This is a genomic window from Streptomyces sp. NPDC051452 (assembly GCF_044454765.1).
Taxonomy (GTDB): Bacteria; Actinomycetota; Actinomycetes; order Streptomycetales; family Streptomycetaceae; genus Streptomyces.
Window position 1 is genome coordinate 24,236 of the sequence record NZ_JBITEB010000014.1, and the last position, 16,925, is coordinate 41,160.

Sequence of the window (16,925 nt, forward strand, 5' to 3'; positions counted from 1 at the left end):
TCCGGAGTTCAGTGGGTGAAGCAGGGGTCGACGAGCGACGGCGGCGTGCCGGGGGCCGCCCCTTGCGCCGCACGCCACCGTCGGTGCTCCGCGGACTCGGCGGCGGCCTCCGCCACCAGCACGGCCTGCCGTGCGCCGCCCGCCTGGTAGCCGCCGAAGCGGGCCACCGGCGACCACTCCGGTGCGATCGGGGGCAGCGCCTCGTCGAGGCCCTCGTACTCGGCGGAGGCGTACACGATCCGGCCGTCGACGACGGTCAGGACGGCCTCGATGTCGGGGATCATGTGGTCGGGCACGGTGAAGTAGTCGTCCGAGAGGACCGCGAGGTCCCCGTAGTACCCCTCCCGCAGCATGCCCTTGACGTCTTCTTCCCCGGTGAGCCGTGCCCCGCCGCGGGTGTAGAGGCCGAGCGCGGTGTCCCTGCCGAGCGCGTTCGCGGGTCCGCGGAGCGGAGTGCCGCCGACGGTCCGGCCGGTGATGAGCCAGTGCAACGCCACCCACGGGTTGTAGGAGGACACCCGCGTCGCGTCCGTACCCGCGGCGACGGTGAGGCCGCGGTCGAGCATGGCCCGGACCGGCGGGGTGTGGGCGGCGGCTTCTGATCCGTACCGGTCACGGAACGCGAGGCCCTGGAAGGACATGCGGTTCTGGACGGACACCGCGCCGCCGAGGGCCGCGATCCGGTCCAGGCTGCCGGCCGAGGCGGTCTCGGCGTGGTCGAACAGCCAGCGTCCGCCGCCGGGGAAGAGGCCTTCGGCCGCGAGCTTCTCGAACACGGTCAGGTCGCGGCGGATGGTCTCGTCGTAGGTGGCGTGCAGCCGGAAGCCCCAGCCGTTCTCGACCAGGGTGCGGACGGCCTGCTCGAACTCCGTCTCGTAGCCCGCCGCGAGTTCGGGCCGTGGTTCCGAGAAGTTCTCGAAGTCGGCGGCCGCCCAGGTCAGGTTCTCGCCCGCGCCGTTGAGCCGGAGCCACGCGTCGCCGTCGCCGGGCTTGACCGTCTCGGTCCAGCGCCTCAAGTCGGCGAGTTCCTGCCCGGCCGTCTGCGGGAAGAGGTGGTAGGCGATCCGCAGCGAGAGTTCCCCGGCCGCCGCCATGTCGGCGACGGTGGCGTAGTCATCGGGGAAGTTCTGGAAACCGCCGGCGGCGTCGACCGCCGAGGTCAGTCCGAAGCGGTTCAGCTCGCGCAGGAAGTGCCGGGTCGAGGTGCGCTTGTCGGCGGCGTCCAGAGTGGGCGCCTTGGCCAGGGTCGAGTACAGGACGAGTGCGCTGGGCGCCGCGAGCAGGACGCCGTTCGGCTCGCCGTTGCGGCCGCGGACGATCTGCCCGCCGCGCGGGTCGGGGGTGTCACGGGTGAATCCGGCGGCGTGCACGGCCGCCCGGTTCATCAGCGCCGACTGGTAGAGATGCAGGACGAAGACCGGCGTGTCGGGCGCGGCCGCGTTCAGCTCGGCGACGGTGGGCATCCGGCGCTCGGCGAACTGCTCGGCGGTCCAGCCGCCGACGACCCGGATCCACTGCCCCTTCGGGGTGCGGCCGGCCTGCTCGCGCAGCATGGCCAGGGCCTGCCGGAGACTGCGCACACCGTCCCAGCGCAGCTCCAGCACGTAGTTCAGCCCGCCCCGGATGACGTGCAGGTGCGAGTCGTTCAGGCCCGGGACCACGCGGCGGCCGAGGGCGTCGACGACCCTGGTTCCAGGGCCGATGAGAGGCCCGAGTTCGTGGTCGTCACCGAGGGCCGCCACCCTGCCGTCGCGGATGGCGACGGCGCGGGCGTGGGGACGGTGGGGGTCGCCGGTGAACACCTTGGCGTTGCGCACCAGGAGGTCGGCGTGCGCGGGTTCCCGCCGCGGGGCGGGCACGAGGCCCGCCACCGGCATGCTGGCCGAGGGCCCGGTCATGCGAGGGCCTTGCGGAGGGTGTCGGTGGCGACGCCGATGGCGAGTTCGGCGCCCCGGGTCTCACGCAGGACGTTCAGCATCACGAAGTCGTGGATGACGCCCTGGACGCGCAGGGCGGTGACGGGGACGCCGGCGGCACGGAGCTTCGCCGCGTACGCCTCCCCCTCGTCACGCAGGACGTCGGCCTCGGCGGTGATCACCAGCGCGGGCGGGAGGTCCGCCAGCTGGTCGGGGGTGGCGCGCAGCGGGGAGGCGGTGATCTGTGCGCGCTCGGACTCGACGGTCGTGTACTGGTTCCAGAACCACTCCATGGCCTCGCGGCGCAGGAAGTAGCCGGTCGCGAACTGCTCATACGACGTGGTGTCGAAGTGCGCGTCGGTCACCGGGTAGAAGAGGACCTGCTGGACGAACGTCACGTCGCCGCGCTGCTTGGCCATGAGCGTGAGGGCGGCGGTCATGTTGCCGCCGACGGAGTCGCCGGCGACGGCGATCCGGCTGCCGTCGAGGTCCTTGTGCAGTCCATCCCGGGCGATCCACTGGGCGATGGCGTAGTTCTGCTCGATGGCGACGGGATAGCGGGCCTCGGGCGACAGGTCGTACTCGGGGAAGACCACGGCCGCCCCCGTGCCGACGGCGAGTTCACGGACGAGTCGGTCGTGGGTGTGGGCGTTACCGAAGACCCACCCGGCGCCGTGCAGGTAGAGGACGACGGGGAGGATGCCGGTGCTGCCGTGCGGGCGAATGATGCGGGCCCGGACGTCGCCGGTCGGGCCACCGTGCACGGTCACCCACTCCTCGTCGACGGCGGGCAGCGGAACGCCCTCACCGCTCTGCACGTCGTCCACCGCCTTGCGGCCCTCGGACACGGGCATCTGGTAGAGGTACGGCGGCTGCTCGGTGGCGTCGGCGAACGCCTGAGCGGCGGGCTCGAGTACGGGCTGTTCGGTCATGAGGATTTCTCCTTGAGGTGGGGTGTGCGCGGCGCTGCGCCGCGCACCGGGGGATGTCGGCGGCGTCTCAGTCGAAGCGCAGGTCGGCGAGCTGCCGTTCGAGGGCGGCGACGTCGTCCTCGGGCTCGGTTCCAGGCGAGCGCGCCTCCATGAGCGCGGCGAGCTCGGCGGCCGCCCGGCGAACCCGGCCGGGCAGGCCGTCGGTGTACTCGTCCCCACCAGAGCCCCAGTCCGCGGAGGCCGCGAACACCGCGGTGGGGACGACGACGGCACGGAGATGGGCGAAGAGCGGGCGCACGGCGTGCTCCAGGACCAGGGAGTGGCGGGCGGTGCCGCCCGTCGCCGCCGTCAGGACCGGTTTCCCGGTGAGGGCGTCCGGATCGATCACGTCGAAGAAGGACTTGAAGAGGCCGCTGTAGGAGGCCGCGAAGACGGGAGTCACGACGATCAGGCCGTCGGCCGTCGTCGTCGCGTCGATCGCGGAGCTCAGTCGCGGCGGCGGGAATCCGGTCACGAGGTGGTTGGCGATGTCGCGGGCCAGTTCCCGCAGCTCCACGATCTCGGTGGACGTCTCGTGGCCCCCGTCGGCGAGTTCGTCGCGAGCGGACTCGGTCAGCCGGTCCGCGAGCAGACGGGTGGAGGAGGGGGTGCTGAGCCCCGCGGAGACGACGGTCAGCTTCATGCGGCGCGCACCTCCCGGGCGGCTCGGAGGGACGCGTGCGTGGGTGCCTGCGGCACCTCGGCCGGACGCCCCTTGGCGAATTCCCTCCGCAGCACGGGCACGACCTCCTCGCCCAGGATGTCGAGCTGTTCCAGGACGGTTTTCAGGGGCAGTCCCGCGTGGTCCATCAGGAAGAGCTGGCGCTGGTAGTCGCCGACGGTCTCCCGGAAGGACAGGGTCCGCTCGATGACCTGCTGGGGAGAGCCCACCGTGAGCGGGGTCTGCTCGGTGAAGTCCTCAAGGGAGGGGCCGTGGCCGTAGACGGGCGCGTTGTCGAAGTAGGGGCGGAACTCCCGTACGGCTTCCTGGGAGTTCTTCCGCATGAAGACCTGTCCGCCGAGGCCGACGACGGCGTCCTGCGGACGGCCGTGACCGTGATGGGCGAACCGGCGGCGGTAGAGCTGCACCATGCGCCTGGTGTGGTCGGCCGGCCAGAATATGTGGTTGTGGAAGAAGCCGTCGCCGTAGAAGGCCGCTTGCTCCGCGATCTCGGGGGACCTGATGGATCCGTGCCAGACGAACGGCGGGACGCCGTCCAACGGCCGCGGTGTCGAGGTGAAGGCCTGGAGCGGCGTGCGGAAGGTGCCTTCCCAGTCCACGACGTCCTCGCGCCACAGCCTGCGCAGCAGGGAGTAGTTCTCCCTGGCGAGATCGATGCCCTGGCGGATGTCCTGGCCGAACCACGGGTAGACCGGACCGGTGTTGCCGCGGCCCAGCATGAGGTCGACCCGGCCGTCGGCCAGGTGCTGGAGCATCGCGTAGTCCTCGGCGATCTTCACCGGGTCGTTGGTGGTGATCAGCGTGGTGGCGGTGGACAGGATCAGTTTCTCGGTGCGGGCGGCGATGTAGCCGAGCATGGTGGTCGGCGACGACGGTACGAACGGCGGGTTGTGGTGCTCACCGGTGGCGAAGACGTCCAGGCCGACCTCCTCGGCCTTGACCGCGATGGCGACCATCGCCTTGATGCGCTCGCGTTCGGTCGGAGTACGGCCGTTGGTGGGGTCGGGGGTCACGTCCCCGACGGTGAAGATGCCGAACTGCATGGGGTGTTCGCTCTCTGAGCTCGTCCGGTTCCCTCGCCGGGGAACCGGAGGGCCGGGGTGACGCCGGAATACGTGCGCCACCCCGGCGCGTCAACGGTGTGGCGTCACTTCGCCAGGAAGGCGAGGAGGGCGGTGTTGACCTCCTCGGCGTGGGTCCACAGCAGACCGTGCGGGGCGCCCTCGATCTCGACGTAGTCGGCCGACGGAAGTGCCTTGTGGAAGGGGCGCGCGGTGCCCTCGGCCGGCAGGATGCGGTCGGCGGTGCCGTGCAGGATCAGGGCCGGAACGTCGACGGCGGGGATGTCGGCGCGGAAGTCGGTGTACCAGGTCGCCGGTGCGGCGGACGCGGCGAAGGAGCCGCCCCGGGCCGCGGTGTCCCAGCTGTTGCGAAGGGCCTCTTCGCTGATGCGGGTGCCCAGGTTCTCGTCGAGGTTGTAGAAGTCGTTGAAGAAGGCCGTGTAGTAGGCGTAGCGGTCGGCCTTTACGGCGGCGACGACTCCGTCGAAGAACTCCTTCGGGGCGACGCCGTCCGGGTTGTCGTCGCTCTTGAGCAGGCAGGGCTCGAGGGAGGCCAGGAAGGCGACCTTGGCGACGCGGCCCGAGCCGTACGTGGAGACGTAACGGGCGACCTCGCCCGTGCCCATCGAGAAGCCGACGAGGGTGGCGTCGTTCAGGTCGAGGGTCTCCAGCACGGTGTTCAGGTCGGCTGCGAAGGTGTCGTAGTCGTAGCCGGTGGTCGGCTGGGAGGACTGCCCGAAGCCGCGGCGGTCGTACGTGACGACTCGGTATCCGGCGGCGAGCAGCGCGGCGGTCTGTCGCTCCCAGGAATGGCCGTCGAGTGGGAAGCCGTGGATGAGGACAACTGGCCGGCCGGCGCCCTGGTCCTCGTAGTACAGCTCGATCGGGCTGGTGTTCTCCTGGCCCACGGTGATGTACGGCATGAACGTCTCCTCGGTGCGGTATTGGCTGGTCCGCGCCTCTGTGCGGTGCGGATGTCCGTCACGCTACGGCCGCGAAATCTTCCTCTCTTGCCGTGTCACGCACCTGGTCTTGCCCGTGAGTGCAGTGTTCGCGTCGTGCCGGTTCCTGGCTGTGGTTCTGCCGTGAGACGAGAGCGGCCCGCTGCTTGGCCGTCGGGTACGGGCGGGCAAGCAGGTGGGGCTTCCGGGCAGGCGCGGCATCTTCCTGCGGATGCGGTCGTGCAGCCGTTCGCCAGGGTGCACAACCCGGCTGCGCCCCCGGTCCGAGAAGGCATGCGGCAGCTTCTCGGCCTCGACCTCGGTCGTATCGGCACGCCAAAGGCCGTGGCGCTCCGCTTCAGGTCGAAGCGGAGCGCCACGGCGGGGTCAAGGTCAGAGTCCGAAGCGGGCGCGGTGTGCCTCAGGCACCAGACCGGTGTACTCGGGGTGCTTGCCGATCCATCCCCGGATGAACGGGCAGTACGGCAGGACGTGCAGCCCGCGGACCCGAACGTCGTCCAGGGCGCCGCGGGCGAGCAGGCCGCCCAGGCCCCGACCCGCGAACCGGCTTTCGATCTCGGTGTGGATGAAGGCGATCTCCCCCTCCGAGAGGTGGTACTCGGCGAATCCGGCGGTCTCCGTGCCGCCTTCGCCCGCGAGGATCTCGTACCGGGACCTCTCGGGCCGGTCCGTCACCTGCGGTTCCATGGAAGCTCCTGTGCGGTTGTGGTGTGTGGTGGCGACGCCGATCGCGGGTTCGGCGCCTCGGTCAACGGGTCGCGCCGGCTCGTCCACACACCGATCCGGTCGAGCCCTTCGACCGGCGGCAGGGCGGGTTCCGTGCCGGTGCAGACCACGACCGCTCGCCGGGCCCGCAGCGTACGTACCGTACCGTCGGCCCCCGTCACGGCCACCCGGCGTTCTCCGGCGAGCCGTCCGCGCCCCCGTACGAGCCCGATGCCCGCGCCGTCGAGCCAGTTGGCCTGGCCTGTGTCGTCGCCGCGCCCGGTGAAGCGGTCACGGCGCGCCAGGACGTGAGCCGGGTCGAGTGGCGCCGTGACGTCTGCCGGGTCCCGTCGACGGCACGGCCCGCCTCCCGGGCGGCGCCGGGTCGCAGCAGGGCCTTGCTCGGCACGCACGCACGGTAGGAGCACTCGCCGCCGACGGCCTCCGCCTCGACGACGACCGCGGTCAGCCCGGACCGGACGACCCGGTCGGCGACGACCTCGCCGCCCGGCCCGCCGCCGATCACGACGACGTCGTACATGTCCGTCAGCCGCGTACCAGAGGGGTGTCCACGAGGTGTTCGGCGAGGAACCAGACCTGAGCCTCGCCGGTGCGGATGACTTCGGAGACGAGCAGGTCGGCGCTGCCCTCATCACCCTCCCCGGAGAGTCGGGCGGCGGCGTCACGGGCGTCGATCAGGACCCGCTCGTGCGCGTCGAGCAGCCTCGACAGCATCACGGGCACCGGCTCCACACCGTCCGGCGGGCGGGGTATCGCCGTCAGTTCCGCGACGTGGCGCGGGTCCCCGACGGCGACGCCGCCGAGGCTCTGGACCCGCTCGGCCAGCGCGTCGACGATGGCCAGCTGGGCCTCCGCGTGCTTGTCCAGCATCAGGTGCAGCGAGTAGAAGGTCGCCCCGCGCATGAGCCAATGGTGCTTCTTGTAGAGGGAGTAGAGGATCTGAGTATCGGCGAGGACGCGGTTGAGCCGCTGGCAGCCGTACATGCGGGTGTCATGGCCGAGACCGATCGGCAGCTGCTTGAGCGTGCCGAACGCCTGTGTCTCGGCGCCCTTCTGATGCAGCAGCGGCTGACCGCCTCCGCGCGAGGTGGTGAGGGTGTCCATCAAGTGTTCCTGTTCCGGAGGGATGTTGGGAGGGGCCCGGCCGCCCGGTCGGGGGTACGCGGGCGACCGCGCCCGGTCTGAGTGGCTCGCGCCGGGCGCTCAGCTCTCGGCGGTCGCCGGGGCGGCGGGACGGTGCAGGACGAGCCGGGCGAGCAGGCCGGAACCGAGACCGGACACGAGGACGAGGGCGGCCCACCAGGCGGGGTACGGCGTGAGGCCGAGGACCGCGTCGAGGGACCAGAGGCCGGGACCGATGGCGGCGAGGGCGGCGGCGCTACCGATGAGGACGAGCGGGTACTCGTACCCGTCGTGCTGCACCCACAGGCCGTTGTGCCACTTCACGGTGAGCGCGACCGTCATGACCCCGATGGTCCCGATCGCGGCGAGCGGGGTGAGCAGGCCGGCGGCGAGCAGCAGACCGGATCCGATCTGGCCTCCGCCCGCCGCCAGGGCGGTGAGGACACCACCGCGGAATCCGTCGGCGCGGAACTCCTCGGTCCCGCCCGCGAGTCCGCTGCCGCCCAGGTGTGAGCTGACCTTCTGCACACCGTGGCCGGCGACGAGCAGTCCCACCAGCAGACGCAGGATCAGAATGCCGATGTCCACGGAGGTCAGCCGGCCGCGTGAGCGCCGATGACGGCCTGCGCGTACACGACGCCCAGGCCGTAGGCGCCGGCGTGGGCCTTGACGATCTCCATGACCGCGCCGTACGACTCCTGGCGCGCCCAGTCGCGCTGCAGCTCCAGGAGAACCTGCACCCAGGTCACCGGGACGGCGCCGGCGGCGATCATTCGCTGCAGGGCGTGCTCGTGGGCGGCCGGGGTGACGCCGCCGGAGGCATCGGCGACGACGTACACCTCGTATCCCTGCCCGAGGGCGGAGAGGGCGGGCAGTACCAGGCAGACCTCGGTCCACAGGCCCGACAGGATGATCTTCTTGCGTCCGGTCGCCCTGACCGCCGCCACGAGTGCCTCGTCCTCCCAGGCGTTCATGGTGGTGCGGTCGATGATCTCGTTCTTGGGGAAGACCTCGGCGAGCTGGGGCAGCAGGGGTCCGGAGAAGGACTCGGCGGCGACCGTGGTCAGGACGGCCGGCACGTCGAAGGCCCGCGCCGCCTTGGCGAGACCGACGGTGCTGTTGATGATCGCGGCCCGGTCACCGCTGCCGGTGCCGAAGAACATCTGCGGCTGGTGGTCCACGAAGAGCATGACCGCGTTGTCGGGCGTGAGCAGGTCCTCGCTCGGAGCGGCCTGCACCTTGGCGATGTCGAACATGAGGGGTCCTTTCGGAGCTGTCGGTAGCGCGCCCGTCGCGTGTCGCGACCCGGCACTCCTGGAAGCTACGAGCGACCGAACCGGCCGGGTTGCCCCCCTGCGCACGGGGGCTGACACCACAGCGCACAACCGTTCGCGGAGTCCGTACGTCCCTGTCCGCTGGTCAAGTTCGTACCCCTGGCTCCTTGAGGATCCGCAGGCTGGGGCGTCCGCGGGCCGTCCGTGGTGGTGGCGTCAGGACGCCGTCCGAGCGTCCTCCAGACGGCGAGACAGGCTTCCTCCGCGACCGTGATCTGCGCGTCCTCAAGTACCTGCGGAGGCCGAATCTCTGCATCGACCTGGTGCATGAACCAGCGCGTGACCGAGTCCGGGACGGCGGCGGTCACGAGGCTCACGAGGATCCGCTGCCCGGCCACGCTTCGCGTCCCAGACATCCGCACCCGTTGGGAGGTGCGCCATCCGACGAGCAGGCGCTGCTTGACCTTGCCGCCGGCGGGGCGGCGATTGGTTGGACGATGACCGGCATGAGCAGCACCGCACCACCGCTCACTGGCGCCAACGCCGTTGTCGGCGCCGGCGCCGATCGCCTACCGGGGCAAGTGCGGGGCTGGGGTCCGGCCATGCGGGGTGCCTGCGCTTTTCCATCACGCCGGATGGCTCTGTGACGACCACCGGCCGCATCAGAGGGGACGGGCCACCCGCAGGAGCGCCTTCCCTGTCCCCGATCGCTCCCGCGACTTCCCGCCTCTGCCCGATCCCCGCCACCCGGGTCGGCGGGCACCAAGATCCGGACCATTCCCGGACCAACCTCCGCCCTGGAGCCTTACGAAGCGGCGTTTTCTCGACCATCGCCATCCTGTGGTTCGCGGGTGCCTCCGCGATGGCCGGTCTACGGAACCTGATGCCGCGCCATCTGCCGCGCTACGGCATGGCCCCGCACTGGGCCCGGGCCGTCCGCCCGATGGTCGTCGTCTTCACGCTGGTCGCCTTCCTGGTGACCTGGATCTTCGACGCCTACGTGGACGCACAGGGCGGCGCCTACGCCACCGGCGTGTTGGTGCTGATCAGCTCGGCCGCGATCGCGTTGACCATCGCCGCCCGCAAGGCCGGGCAGCGGAAGTGGACGATCGCCTTCGCGGTCGCCGAAGACCACGCCGAGGGCACCGATCACCAGTGCGAGACGCACGGCGTCGTGCGCGCCCGATCCACGCGCCTCCGGCGACAACGATGCTGATCCGCCGCCGGACGCGGTCCCGTGCCGGTGATCGGCCATGGTCATCCTCCTCCGCACGGTCTGCTGTCCCGCAGGCCACGTACGTCGCGGCGGACGATACCCATCCCTGGACAGATGTTCGCAGGTGCGCGCCGCACCGTTCGCATGACATCACCGGTCCGGGCGTCCCCGCCATGTCGCCCTGGAAATACGGGACTTCGACCGACCGACCTCGCCTCACACGCCTCCCGGAGCGTTCTACTTTGCAGGGCGAAGGTTATGACTGTTGGTCGCCAAGGGCCCCGGTCAGTTGCAGCATGGCGCGGGCCGGGCCGCGGCCTGACGTCAGGACTGCGCCGCCGCCAGGGCGCAGAGTTGTGAGCGGTTGGGCAGCCCGGTCTTGGCGATCAGGCTGGCGACGTGCTTCTCGACGGTGCGCGGCGATATGTAGAGCCGGGCGGCGATGTCCTTGTTGCTGGGCCGGTCGGCGAGCAGCCGGAAGATCTCGTACTCGCGGACCGTCATGCCCTTCATGCGCAGTTCCGGTGGAATCCGGTCGCTGCCGGTGCGGTGCTGGCGCACCGGTGCGCCGATCGCGCGCAGCAGGGTCCGGCAGGCGCCGACCACCGCGGTGGCGGAGGTCTCGCGGAAGTGGTGCTCGGCTTCCCGCAGCCATCTCTCCGGTTCGCCCCAGGTCAGCGCGTGGGCCTCCTCCGCGATCAGCCGCTGCCCGAGATGGCGGGCGGTGGGGTAGGGCGCGCCCGTGGTCTCGGCGAGGAGGGCCGCTTGTCCGGCCGCCTCGGGCCGGCCCTCGCGGCCGAGCAGGACGGCCTCGGCAAGCAGGAGGAAGTACCGGTTCCAACGCATCCGGCCGGCGGCGCTGGCGGCCAGCCAGTCGAGGTGACCGCGGTCGGCCCGGCCGTCCAGGAGGTCGAGCAGCAGAGCGAGGCCGTGCCGTCCGCTCAGGTGGAAAGTGGTCGGGTTCTCGGCCTCCAGCGCCTTGAGGTCGGCCATGGTACGGGCCGCCTGGTCCCGGTTCTCCTCCAAGAGGGCACAGAAGACCTGGGCCAGACCGAGGGCCAGCGGCTCCTCCAGCGAGCCGCGCCCTCCCCAGCGTCCGAAGTCGGCCAGGGCCTCCTCCATGGCGGTACGGTCGCCTTGGTGAGCCGCCAGCACCGAGCGGGCCATCAGCAGGTATCGGGCCACCGACGTCAGCTTCAGGCGGGCTGCCATGGTCAGCGTCTCGTCGCCGAGCGCCCGGGCCTCGGTGAACCGGCCGCGCAGTACATCGTGCAGGGTGAGGATGCCGTCGATGCCGTAGACGACGGTGACCGCGCCCAGCCGCCGGGCCTCACTGCGGGCCTCCTCGAGGGTGGCGGTACTGCCGTCGTCCAGCCACCGGATGCCGCCGAGCCGGGTGAGCGCGTACATCCGCTGGAGTGGCAGGCTGTGCCGTTCGGCGGTGCTCATGGCCTGTTCCAGATAGGTACTGGCCTCGGAGAGGTCACGTTCGCGGGCGACCACGGCGAGGAGTTCCCATGCCTGGCAGGCGACCAGGGGCGAGCCCTCCCGCTCGGCGGTGCCGAGCGCGGCGCGGGCCAGCCGCTCGGCCCGCTGGGTGCGGTCCTGCCCCGGCGTGTCGAGGCACAGGTACGCCTCCACCACGTCGGTCAGCGCGGTGTGCGCCTCGTCCGGCGCCGTCGCCAGCAGCGCGCGAGCCCGTTCGATCTGGTTGTTGCCGTCGGCCCACCGGCCCGCCATGTACGCCACGTGCGCGAGGCGGGTGTGCAGGGCCGCCAGCCGGGCCGCGCCCAGGCCGGCTCCGACGAGTTCACGCAGGGTTCCGGTGAGGCTGAGCGCGCGGGTCAGTTCCCCGGTCTCCGCGAGCGCGGGCAGCAGCGCTTCCAGCGCCTCGGCGCGGGCGGCGGAGTCCCCGCCTTCCGCCAGCAGTTGCTCGGCGCGGTCGAGCAACGCGACCGCGGATCCCACGGCGCCGTCGGCGAGGGCACGGCGCCCGGCCTCGGCGAACAGCCGGCCGCCCCGGACGGGGTCACCTGCGTCGGCGCGCAGGGTCGCCGCCAGCGGGCACCAGTCGCCCGGCAGACCGGGGTTGAGGGTCTCGATCGCGTCCGCGGCCTGCTCGGACAGGGCCACTCGGGCGGCCGGGGTGAGCTGCGCGAGCAGCGCTTCGGCGGTCAGCGGATGCTGGAAGGCGTACCAGTCGGGGGCGGGTTCGTCGGCCGCGACCAGCCGGGCCGCCACGCTCGCGTGCAGGTGGCTGAGCAGGCTCCGGTCGTCGACGCCGGTCATCGACTGGAGCACCGACAGGGGGAACCGCCGGCCGAGGACGGCCGCGGCGCTGAGCACGGTCCGCCCCTGTGGGCCGAGTTGGTCGATGCGGTGAATGGCGCCCTCCAGCAGCGCCCTGGGCATGTTGCGCCGGAGGTCGCCGACCACCCGCCAGGCGGCGCCCTCGCGGACGAGCGAGCCGCCGGCGACCGCGCCCTGGAGAAGTTCCTCGACCAGGAAGGGAATGCCCGCGCTGTCCTGCCACATCTGGACGAGCACCTCGGCGGGCAGCTGGCCCGGGTCGGTTTCCAGGCAGGAGGCGATCATCCGGCCGACCCCGTCGGCGTCCAACGGTGCCAGCCGGAAAACCGTCGCACTGCGACGGCGCCCGGCGGACTCGGCGAGGCTCAGCGCCTCGCCGGGATCGGACCTGATGCTCGCCGCCAGCATGAGCGGCTGCTGTTCGAGGTTGTCCACCAGGTACTCGACGACGGCGAGGGTCTCGGTGTCGGCGTCGTGCAGGTCCTCCAGCACCAGCAGGCAGCCGCTCTCACGGCCGACGTGGGCGAGCACCCGCAGGACCGCTTCGGCGAGCACCACGGTCGATCCCTGGTCGGGGGAGCCGGTGCTCCAGCCTGGGATGAGCCGGCCGAGCACCGGGCGGTACGGTCCGAGGCTCGCCTCGTCCGGTGTCACCCCGCCGCGGGAGAGCGGCATCAGGGCCTCGGTGAGCGGCCGGAGCGGCACCATCGGCCCGATGGTGCTGCTCCGGCCCTTCAGGACCCGGACGCCGGCGTCCAGCGCGGATCCGATCAGCTCGGCGACCAGCCGCGACTTGCCGATTCCCCCCTCTCCGACCAGAAACGCCGTGCCTCCGCGTGACCGGTTCAGATCCCGCAACGATTCGCCGAGCTCGGTGACTTCGGCCTCACGACCAATGAGATGAGCTGCCCGCAGACGCATACCTCCGGATGGTAGCCACTCGCTCACGAAGGTCACACACCTGCTCGAACCGGCCGGGCGTGACGTCAGGTCAGGCGGGCACCGACACGGTGGTGATGGTGGCGGAGCCGAGGCCGACCACCACGCCGCTGCCGAGGGTCATTCCGGCCAGCGCCCGGGTCCGGGCGCACGCTCCGTTCCAGCGGCCCAGCCGGATCTCGCCGGCCGGGTCGGTGACCGTCGCGGACGCGCCCGTGGCCTCGCCGTGGACGGTACCGTTCTGCGGGAAGCTGGACATGGTTCTTCCTTTCGGTGGACATCGATTCGACGTGGGATCGCACTGTTGATGAACGGCTCGAATTCTCGAGAAGGTTCTCGTGGTGCTCGGGGCGCGGGCACCGGTTCGGACGGCGGTACGAGGGCACTCAGCCGCGTCCGCCGCCCTGGGCGGGGTCGAGCGATAGGACCGAGGGCACGGTGTCGGCGAAGCCCAGCCGGAGCAGGGCGTAGCCGATGCCGGACAGCCCGGTGAGCAGTCCGGGCGTCGGTACGCGCCCGGGTGTCCCGCAGCTGGGCCCCCAGGCGTGGAGCAGTCCGAGGACCAGGCCGATCCGGCCGGTCAGGCTGCTTCGCGCCTCGGCGTGGCCACACCCGGCGAGGGCGGCCACCGCTTCCGCGATGCCCAGCTCGCCGTGGCACAGGCTGAGGTCGGCCACCGGCGGGTGCTCGGTGAGCCTGCGGCTCGCGTCGCGAGCCGGACCGTTCGCCGACTGCGGGCAGAGCCCGGCGTCGGCCGCCGCCAGTACGACGCCGGCGGTGCCGCAGCACCAGCCCGCGTCGAGCCGGTCCGCCGCCGCGAGTGCGGTGGTCAGCCGGGTGCGTCCGGCCGCCTCGGTCCGCGCGCCCAGTGGACCGCCGGCGAACCGGGCGTGCCGGGCCAGCGCCCAGCCGATCCCGGCCTCGCCGAAGGCGAAGCCGAAGCCCTCTGGTGCACCGTCACCGGGCCGGCCGGCCGGCGCAAGCCCCAGCAACCGTTCGGCGATCCGGTCGGCGAGGTCGGCGGCCTGGGGCAGCCCGCGCTCGCGGTACACCGCGAGCAGGGCGGCGAGCGCTCCGGCCAGGCCGGCCGACACGCCCGGTGGGGTGTCGTCGCCGAGCGCCGCCAGTGCCAAGGCGTCCAGCGCCGTCGGCAGGCACCCTGCGAGGTCGTCGTCAACCAGGGTGGCCACCCGGGCGAGCGCGTAGCAGACTCCGCCGAGGCCTTCGAAGCCGCCCGGGCCCACGGCCCGGCTCAGGGCCGGGTCGGCGGCCATCGCGGCGACGAGTTCGGGCACCGGGGCGAGCGCCGCCCGGGCCAGCTCGGTGTGCCGGGCGGAGCCGGTGAGCGCGCCGAGCTGGGCCAGGAACAGGGCCACCCCGCTGTATCCCTGGGCCAGCCCGGCGCCCATGGGCAGCACCGTCCAGCGGTCGCCGACCGCCTCCAGGCCGACCCAGTTGGCCCGGCCGTGTCCGCCGACGGCCCGGCCGGCGATCTCGTCGGCGATCCCGGAGGCGGCGGCCAGCAGCGCGGAGGGTTCCGGCAGGACGGCGGGAGCGGGACTGGCCCGGCGACTCACCCGGTGGTGGCGTCCGGCGGCGCACGGCTCCGCGGACGCCAGGGTGGCCGAGATGATCCATTCCTGCGCACGGCGGTCGACGGTGCTCATGGCGGCGAGCTTCGCCCGTGAGGAGGCGAGGCCGGAGGTTTCCAGGACACCGCTCACCGGGCTCCCGTCCGAGGCGAAGACCTCCGGTGAGCCGGGCCGGTGGAAGAAGACGGGGACGTCGCCGTCCCACAGGTCGGCGATCTCGTACTCGATCAGGGCCTGGCGGGCCGGGTCGCCGTCCGAATCGGCCCACAGCACCGCGAACATGGCATCCCGGTCGAGCCCGTCGCGCAGCACCTGCGGATGCGTCGCCTCCTCCAGCAGGGTGGCGTACAGCATCGTCGGCCGGAGCACGAGCCGACCGACCGCGTCCCCGCCGGCGCCCAGCGGCCCGGCAGGCGTGGACAGTTCGTCGCGGTGCCGGACGACGGCGTCGTACCCGGTGCGGAATCCCGCCAGGACCGCGGCCACCCGGTCGGCGCTGCCGGGGCCGGCCGCGGCGCTGTAGGGACGGTTCAGCGCGCCGGTGAACGGCGCCGGGCGGCGCACCATCCGCATCTCGTCCGTGCCGGCGTCCTCCCAGACCATCCGGGTGTCAGGGGACTCCCCGCCCGGTGCGGCGCCCAGCGCGGAGACGTCGACCGCGCCCAGCTCTCCCATCAGGAGCTGCGGCAGCAGGCAGGTGCGGTGCACCGAGGAGGCGTGTGCCCCGGCGGCCGGATCCGGCCGGGTGGTCCCGCCCTCCCGCAGGACGGGGTGCAGCAGTGTCTCGACGTCGACCAGCACGGGCTGGTCGCCGTGCGCGAGGACGTTCTCGTAGTGCAGGTCCACCCCTTCGAGGGTGTAGGCCAGCGCGATCAGCACACCCTGCCGACGGTGGAACCGGTCGATCTCGGCCAACGAACGGCACGTCCGGTGGTCGATGTACTCCAGCCACCCGTAGCCGTCGCCGGCCACCCAGCGCGGGGTGCGCAGCCCCAGGCCCGGGACTTTGGCGTCCAGCCAGCCGGCCATCCTGTCCAGCAGGGCGTGCTGGTCGACCGGCCGCGGCTTGTAGACCGCGCTGCCGGCGGCGAACCGGAGCACCGCCACCGACCTGCCCTGCTGGTGCAGGTCCCCGAGTCCCAGCTCGACGCCGACCAGCGGGCCCGGGTCCCGCCCGCCGAACAGCTGGTCGGCGAGCTCCTGCCGGTCGGCGGCGAGCCGCGCCAGCAGTTCGGCGCCGGACCGGGCGGTGTGCCGGCAGGTCAGGGCCAGCAGACGGGCGAGCACCGGGTATCCGGCGAACAGCCGGGCAAGACCCGCGCGGGTGCCGGCCCGGGCGGCGAAGTCGGCGAAGCGGGCGGCCGAGGTGGAGCCGGACAGGTCGCCCGCGGTCCGCGCGGCGGCCAGCTCGACGACCAGGGTCCGGGCGGCCGTTCTGGTGAGTCGCCGTACCAGCCAGTCCGCGTAGTCCCCGGCGAACACCGCCGTCTCTCCGGGGTCGGCACCGTCCGCTCCCGCCTGTTCGGCCAGCTCGGCGACGGCCGCCGTCACCAGCGGGCGCAGTACCGGTCCGAAGACCACCGCTCCGTCCGCCGGGTCGACGGGCGCGGTCACCGCGGCCCCACGGACCTCCGCGGGCTTCTCGGGGGCTGCGGCGAGCGCCCCTTCCACGAACACCGCCCACTGCGGCTTGGCGAGTCGGCCGGCCAGGCGGTCCGGAGGTTCGGCCGCGAGTGCCGCCACCAGCTGGGTGTCGGCGCCCAGTCGGGCCGAGCGGACGGATTCGCAGGCCGACTCGACCGCCGAGCGGGTGCGCAGCCGGGCGTCCGGGGTGGCCGGTGTCGGCGCCGGCGGGTACGGGGCCGACAGGCGCTCGCGCAGTGTCGCGGCCGGTGCCCACCAGGAGGGTGTCGCCTCCGTGGCAGGACGGGCGGTGTCGGTTCGGGTCACGTCCGTCACCCTTCCAGCGGTGTCGACCGCCCGTACAGGGGGGCAGTACCCCCACATTCCGCGGCGGACTACCCAGTTGACGCCACCGCCGGGCCCCCCATTCTCGCTGCCGGGCGGGTCGGCGGGAGCAGTGGGCGACGACGGCGCCGCGGCCGGGGCGAGCGGGCCAGGCGGCCGGGCTCCGTCCGGCAGCGCGCGGCCGTG

Annotated in this window: 13 protein-coding genes and 1 pseudogene; 1 reads left to right on the forward strand and 13 read right to left on the reverse strand. The window is 72.5% G+C overall.

The genetic code is table 11. The features are described from left to right. Nucleotides 1–8: 8 nt before the first annotated feature. The 10 genes from ACIBA9_RS27705 to ACIBA9_RS27750 form a co-directional block, all read right to left on the reverse strand. Entirely contained in the window at nt 9–1,898 is a 1,890-nt protein-coding gene (locus ACIBA9_RS27705; protein ID WP_399367107.1) for an amidohydrolase, read from the reverse strand. After that, nucleotides 1,895–2,848: an alpha/beta hydrolase gene (locus ACIBA9_RS27710; protein WP_399367109.1), complete on the reverse strand. Its 954-nt coding sequence runs from the start codon at nt 2,846–2,848 to the stop codon at nt 1,895–1,897. Before ACIBA9_RS27710 ends, ACIBA9_RS27705 begins: the two co-directional genes overlap by 4 nt. Before the next feature lie 67 nt (nt 2,849–2,915). Further along, nucleotides 2,916–3,530 carry an FMN reductase gene (locus ACIBA9_RS27715; RefSeq protein WP_399367111.1) on the reverse strand — a complete coding sequence of 205 codons (615 nt, stop codon included), beginning with the start codon at nt 3,528–3,530 and terminating at the stop codon, nt 2,916–2,918. Continuing rightward, nucleotides 3,527–4,612: an LLM class flavin-dependent oxidoreductase gene (locus ACIBA9_RS27720; RefSeq protein ID WP_399367113.1), complete on the reverse strand. Its 1,086-nt coding sequence runs from the start codon at nt 4,610–4,612 to the stop codon at nt 3,527–3,529. Before ACIBA9_RS27720 ends, ACIBA9_RS27715 begins: the two co-directional genes overlap by 4 nt. Before the next feature lie 104 nt (nt 4,613–4,716). Further along, the gene (locus tag ACIBA9_RS27725; protein ID WP_399367115.1) at nt 4,717–5,553 is read right to left on the reverse strand and encodes an alpha/beta fold hydrolase; all 837 of its coding nucleotides are present in this window, start codon (nt 5,551–5,553) and stop codon (nt 4,717–4,719) included. Between the two features lie 411 nt (nt 5,554–5,964). After that, nucleotides 5,965–6,279, reverse strand: coding sequence for a GNAT family N-acetyltransferase (locus tag ACIBA9_RS27730; RefSeq protein WP_399367117.1), 315 nt, complete (start codon nt 6,277–6,279; stop codon nt 5,965–5,967). Between the two features lie 196 nt (nt 6,280–6,475). Next, nucleotides 6,476–6,838 (reverse strand): FAD-dependent oxidoreductase, encoded by a 363-nt coding sequence (locus tag ACIBA9_RS27735; protein ID WP_399367119.1) that lies wholly within the window; start codon nt 6,836–6,838, stop codon nt 6,476–6,478. A gap of 5 nt (nt 6,839–6,843) precedes the next feature. Beyond that, a complete protein-coding gene (locus tag ACIBA9_RS27740) occupies nt 6,844–7,422 on the reverse strand; it encodes a Dps family protein (protein ID WP_399367121.1) in 579 nt (192 codons plus the stop codon). A 99-nt stretch (nt 7,423–7,521) separates the two neighbouring features. Beyond that, on the reverse strand, nt 7,522–8,028 hold the full coding sequence (locus ACIBA9_RS27745) for a DoxX family protein (RefSeq protein ID WP_399367123.1): 507 nt from the start codon (nt 8,026–8,028) through the stop codon (nt 7,522–7,524). A gap of 5 nt (nt 8,029–8,033) precedes the next feature. Next, entirely contained in the window at nt 8,034–8,696 is a 663-nt protein-coding gene (locus ACIBA9_RS27750; RefSeq protein WP_399367125.1) for a hydrolase, read from the reverse strand. 841 nt (nt 8,697–9,537) lie between these two features. Between ACIBA9_RS27750 and ACIBA9_RS27755 the strand changes: the two are divergent. Then, nucleotides 9,538–9,837: pseudogene (locus tag ACIBA9_RS27755) on the forward strand (amino acid transporter); the annotation flags it as partial. 417 nt (nt 9,838–10,254) lie between these two features. On the opposite strand, the gene ACIBA9_RS27760 reads toward ACIBA9_RS27755, so the two are convergent. The 3 genes from ACIBA9_RS27760 to ACIBA9_RS27770 form a co-directional block, all read right to left on the reverse strand. Beyond that, nucleotides 10,255–13,161: an AAA family ATPase gene (locus tag ACIBA9_RS27760; protein ID WP_399367127.1), complete on the reverse strand. Its 2,907-nt coding sequence runs from the start codon at nt 13,159–13,161 to the stop codon at nt 10,255–10,257. 70 nt (nt 13,162–13,231) lie between these two features. Next, complete coding sequence (locus ACIBA9_RS27765; RefSeq protein ID WP_399367129.1) at nt 13,232–13,438, reverse strand: hypothetical protein; 207 nt, start codon at nt 13,436–13,438, stop codon at nt 13,232–13,234. Between the two features lie 127 nt (nt 13,439–13,565). Then, a complete protein-coding gene (locus ACIBA9_RS27770) occupies nt 13,566–16,721 on the reverse strand; it encodes a type 2 lanthipeptide synthetase LanM family protein (RefSeq protein WP_399367131.1) in 3,156 nt (1,051 codons plus the stop codon). Between the last annotated feature and the right edge of the window lie 204 nt (nt 16,722–16,925).

Excerpts from the sequence above, each read along its gene's own strand:
- ACIBA9_RS27705 (WP_399367107.1), bottom strand. The coding sequence starts at position 1,898 with ATGACCGGGCCCTCGGCCAGCATGCCGGTGGCGGGCCTCGTGCCCGCC.
- ACIBA9_RS27740 (WP_399367121.1), bottom strand. The coding sequence starts at position 7,422 with ATGGACACCCTCACCACCTCGCGCGGAGGCGGTCAGCCGCTGCTGCAT.
- ACIBA9_RS27765 (WP_399367129.1), bottom strand. The coding sequence starts at position 13,438 with ATGTCCAGCTTCCCGCAGAACGGTACCGTCCACGGCGAGGCCACGGGC.
- ACIBA9_RS27735 (WP_399367119.1), bottom strand. The coding sequence starts at position 6,838 with ATGTACGACGTCGTCGTGATCGGCGGCGGGCCGGGCGGCGAGGTCGTC.
- ACIBA9_RS27760 (WP_399367127.1), bottom strand. The coding sequence starts at position 13,161 with ATGCGTCTGCGGGCAGCTCATCTCATTGGTCGTGAGGCCGAAGTCACC.
- ACIBA9_RS27725 (WP_399367115.1), bottom strand. The coding sequence starts at position 5,553 with ATGCCGTACATCACCGTGGGCCAGGAGAACACCAGCCCGATCGAGCTG.
- ACIBA9_RS27720 (WP_399367113.1), bottom strand. The coding sequence starts at position 4,612 with ATGCAGTTCGGCATCTTCACCGTCGGGGACGTGACCCCCGACCCCACC.
- ACIBA9_RS27730 (WP_399367117.1), bottom strand. The coding sequence starts at position 6,279 with ATGGAACCGCAGGTGACGGACCGGCCCGAGAGGTCCCGGTACGAGATC.
- ACIBA9_RS27750 (WP_399367125.1), bottom strand. The coding sequence starts at position 8,696 with ATGTTCGACATCGCCAAGGTGCAGGCCGCTCCGAGCGAGGACCTGCTC.
- ACIBA9_RS27710 (WP_399367109.1), bottom strand. The coding sequence starts at position 2,848 with ATGACCGAACAGCCCGTACTCGAGCCCGCCGCTCAGGCGTTCGCCGAC.
- ACIBA9_RS27715 (WP_399367111.1), bottom strand. The coding sequence starts at position 3,530 with ATGAAGCTGACCGTCGTCTCCGCGGGGCTCAGCACCCCCTCCTCCACC.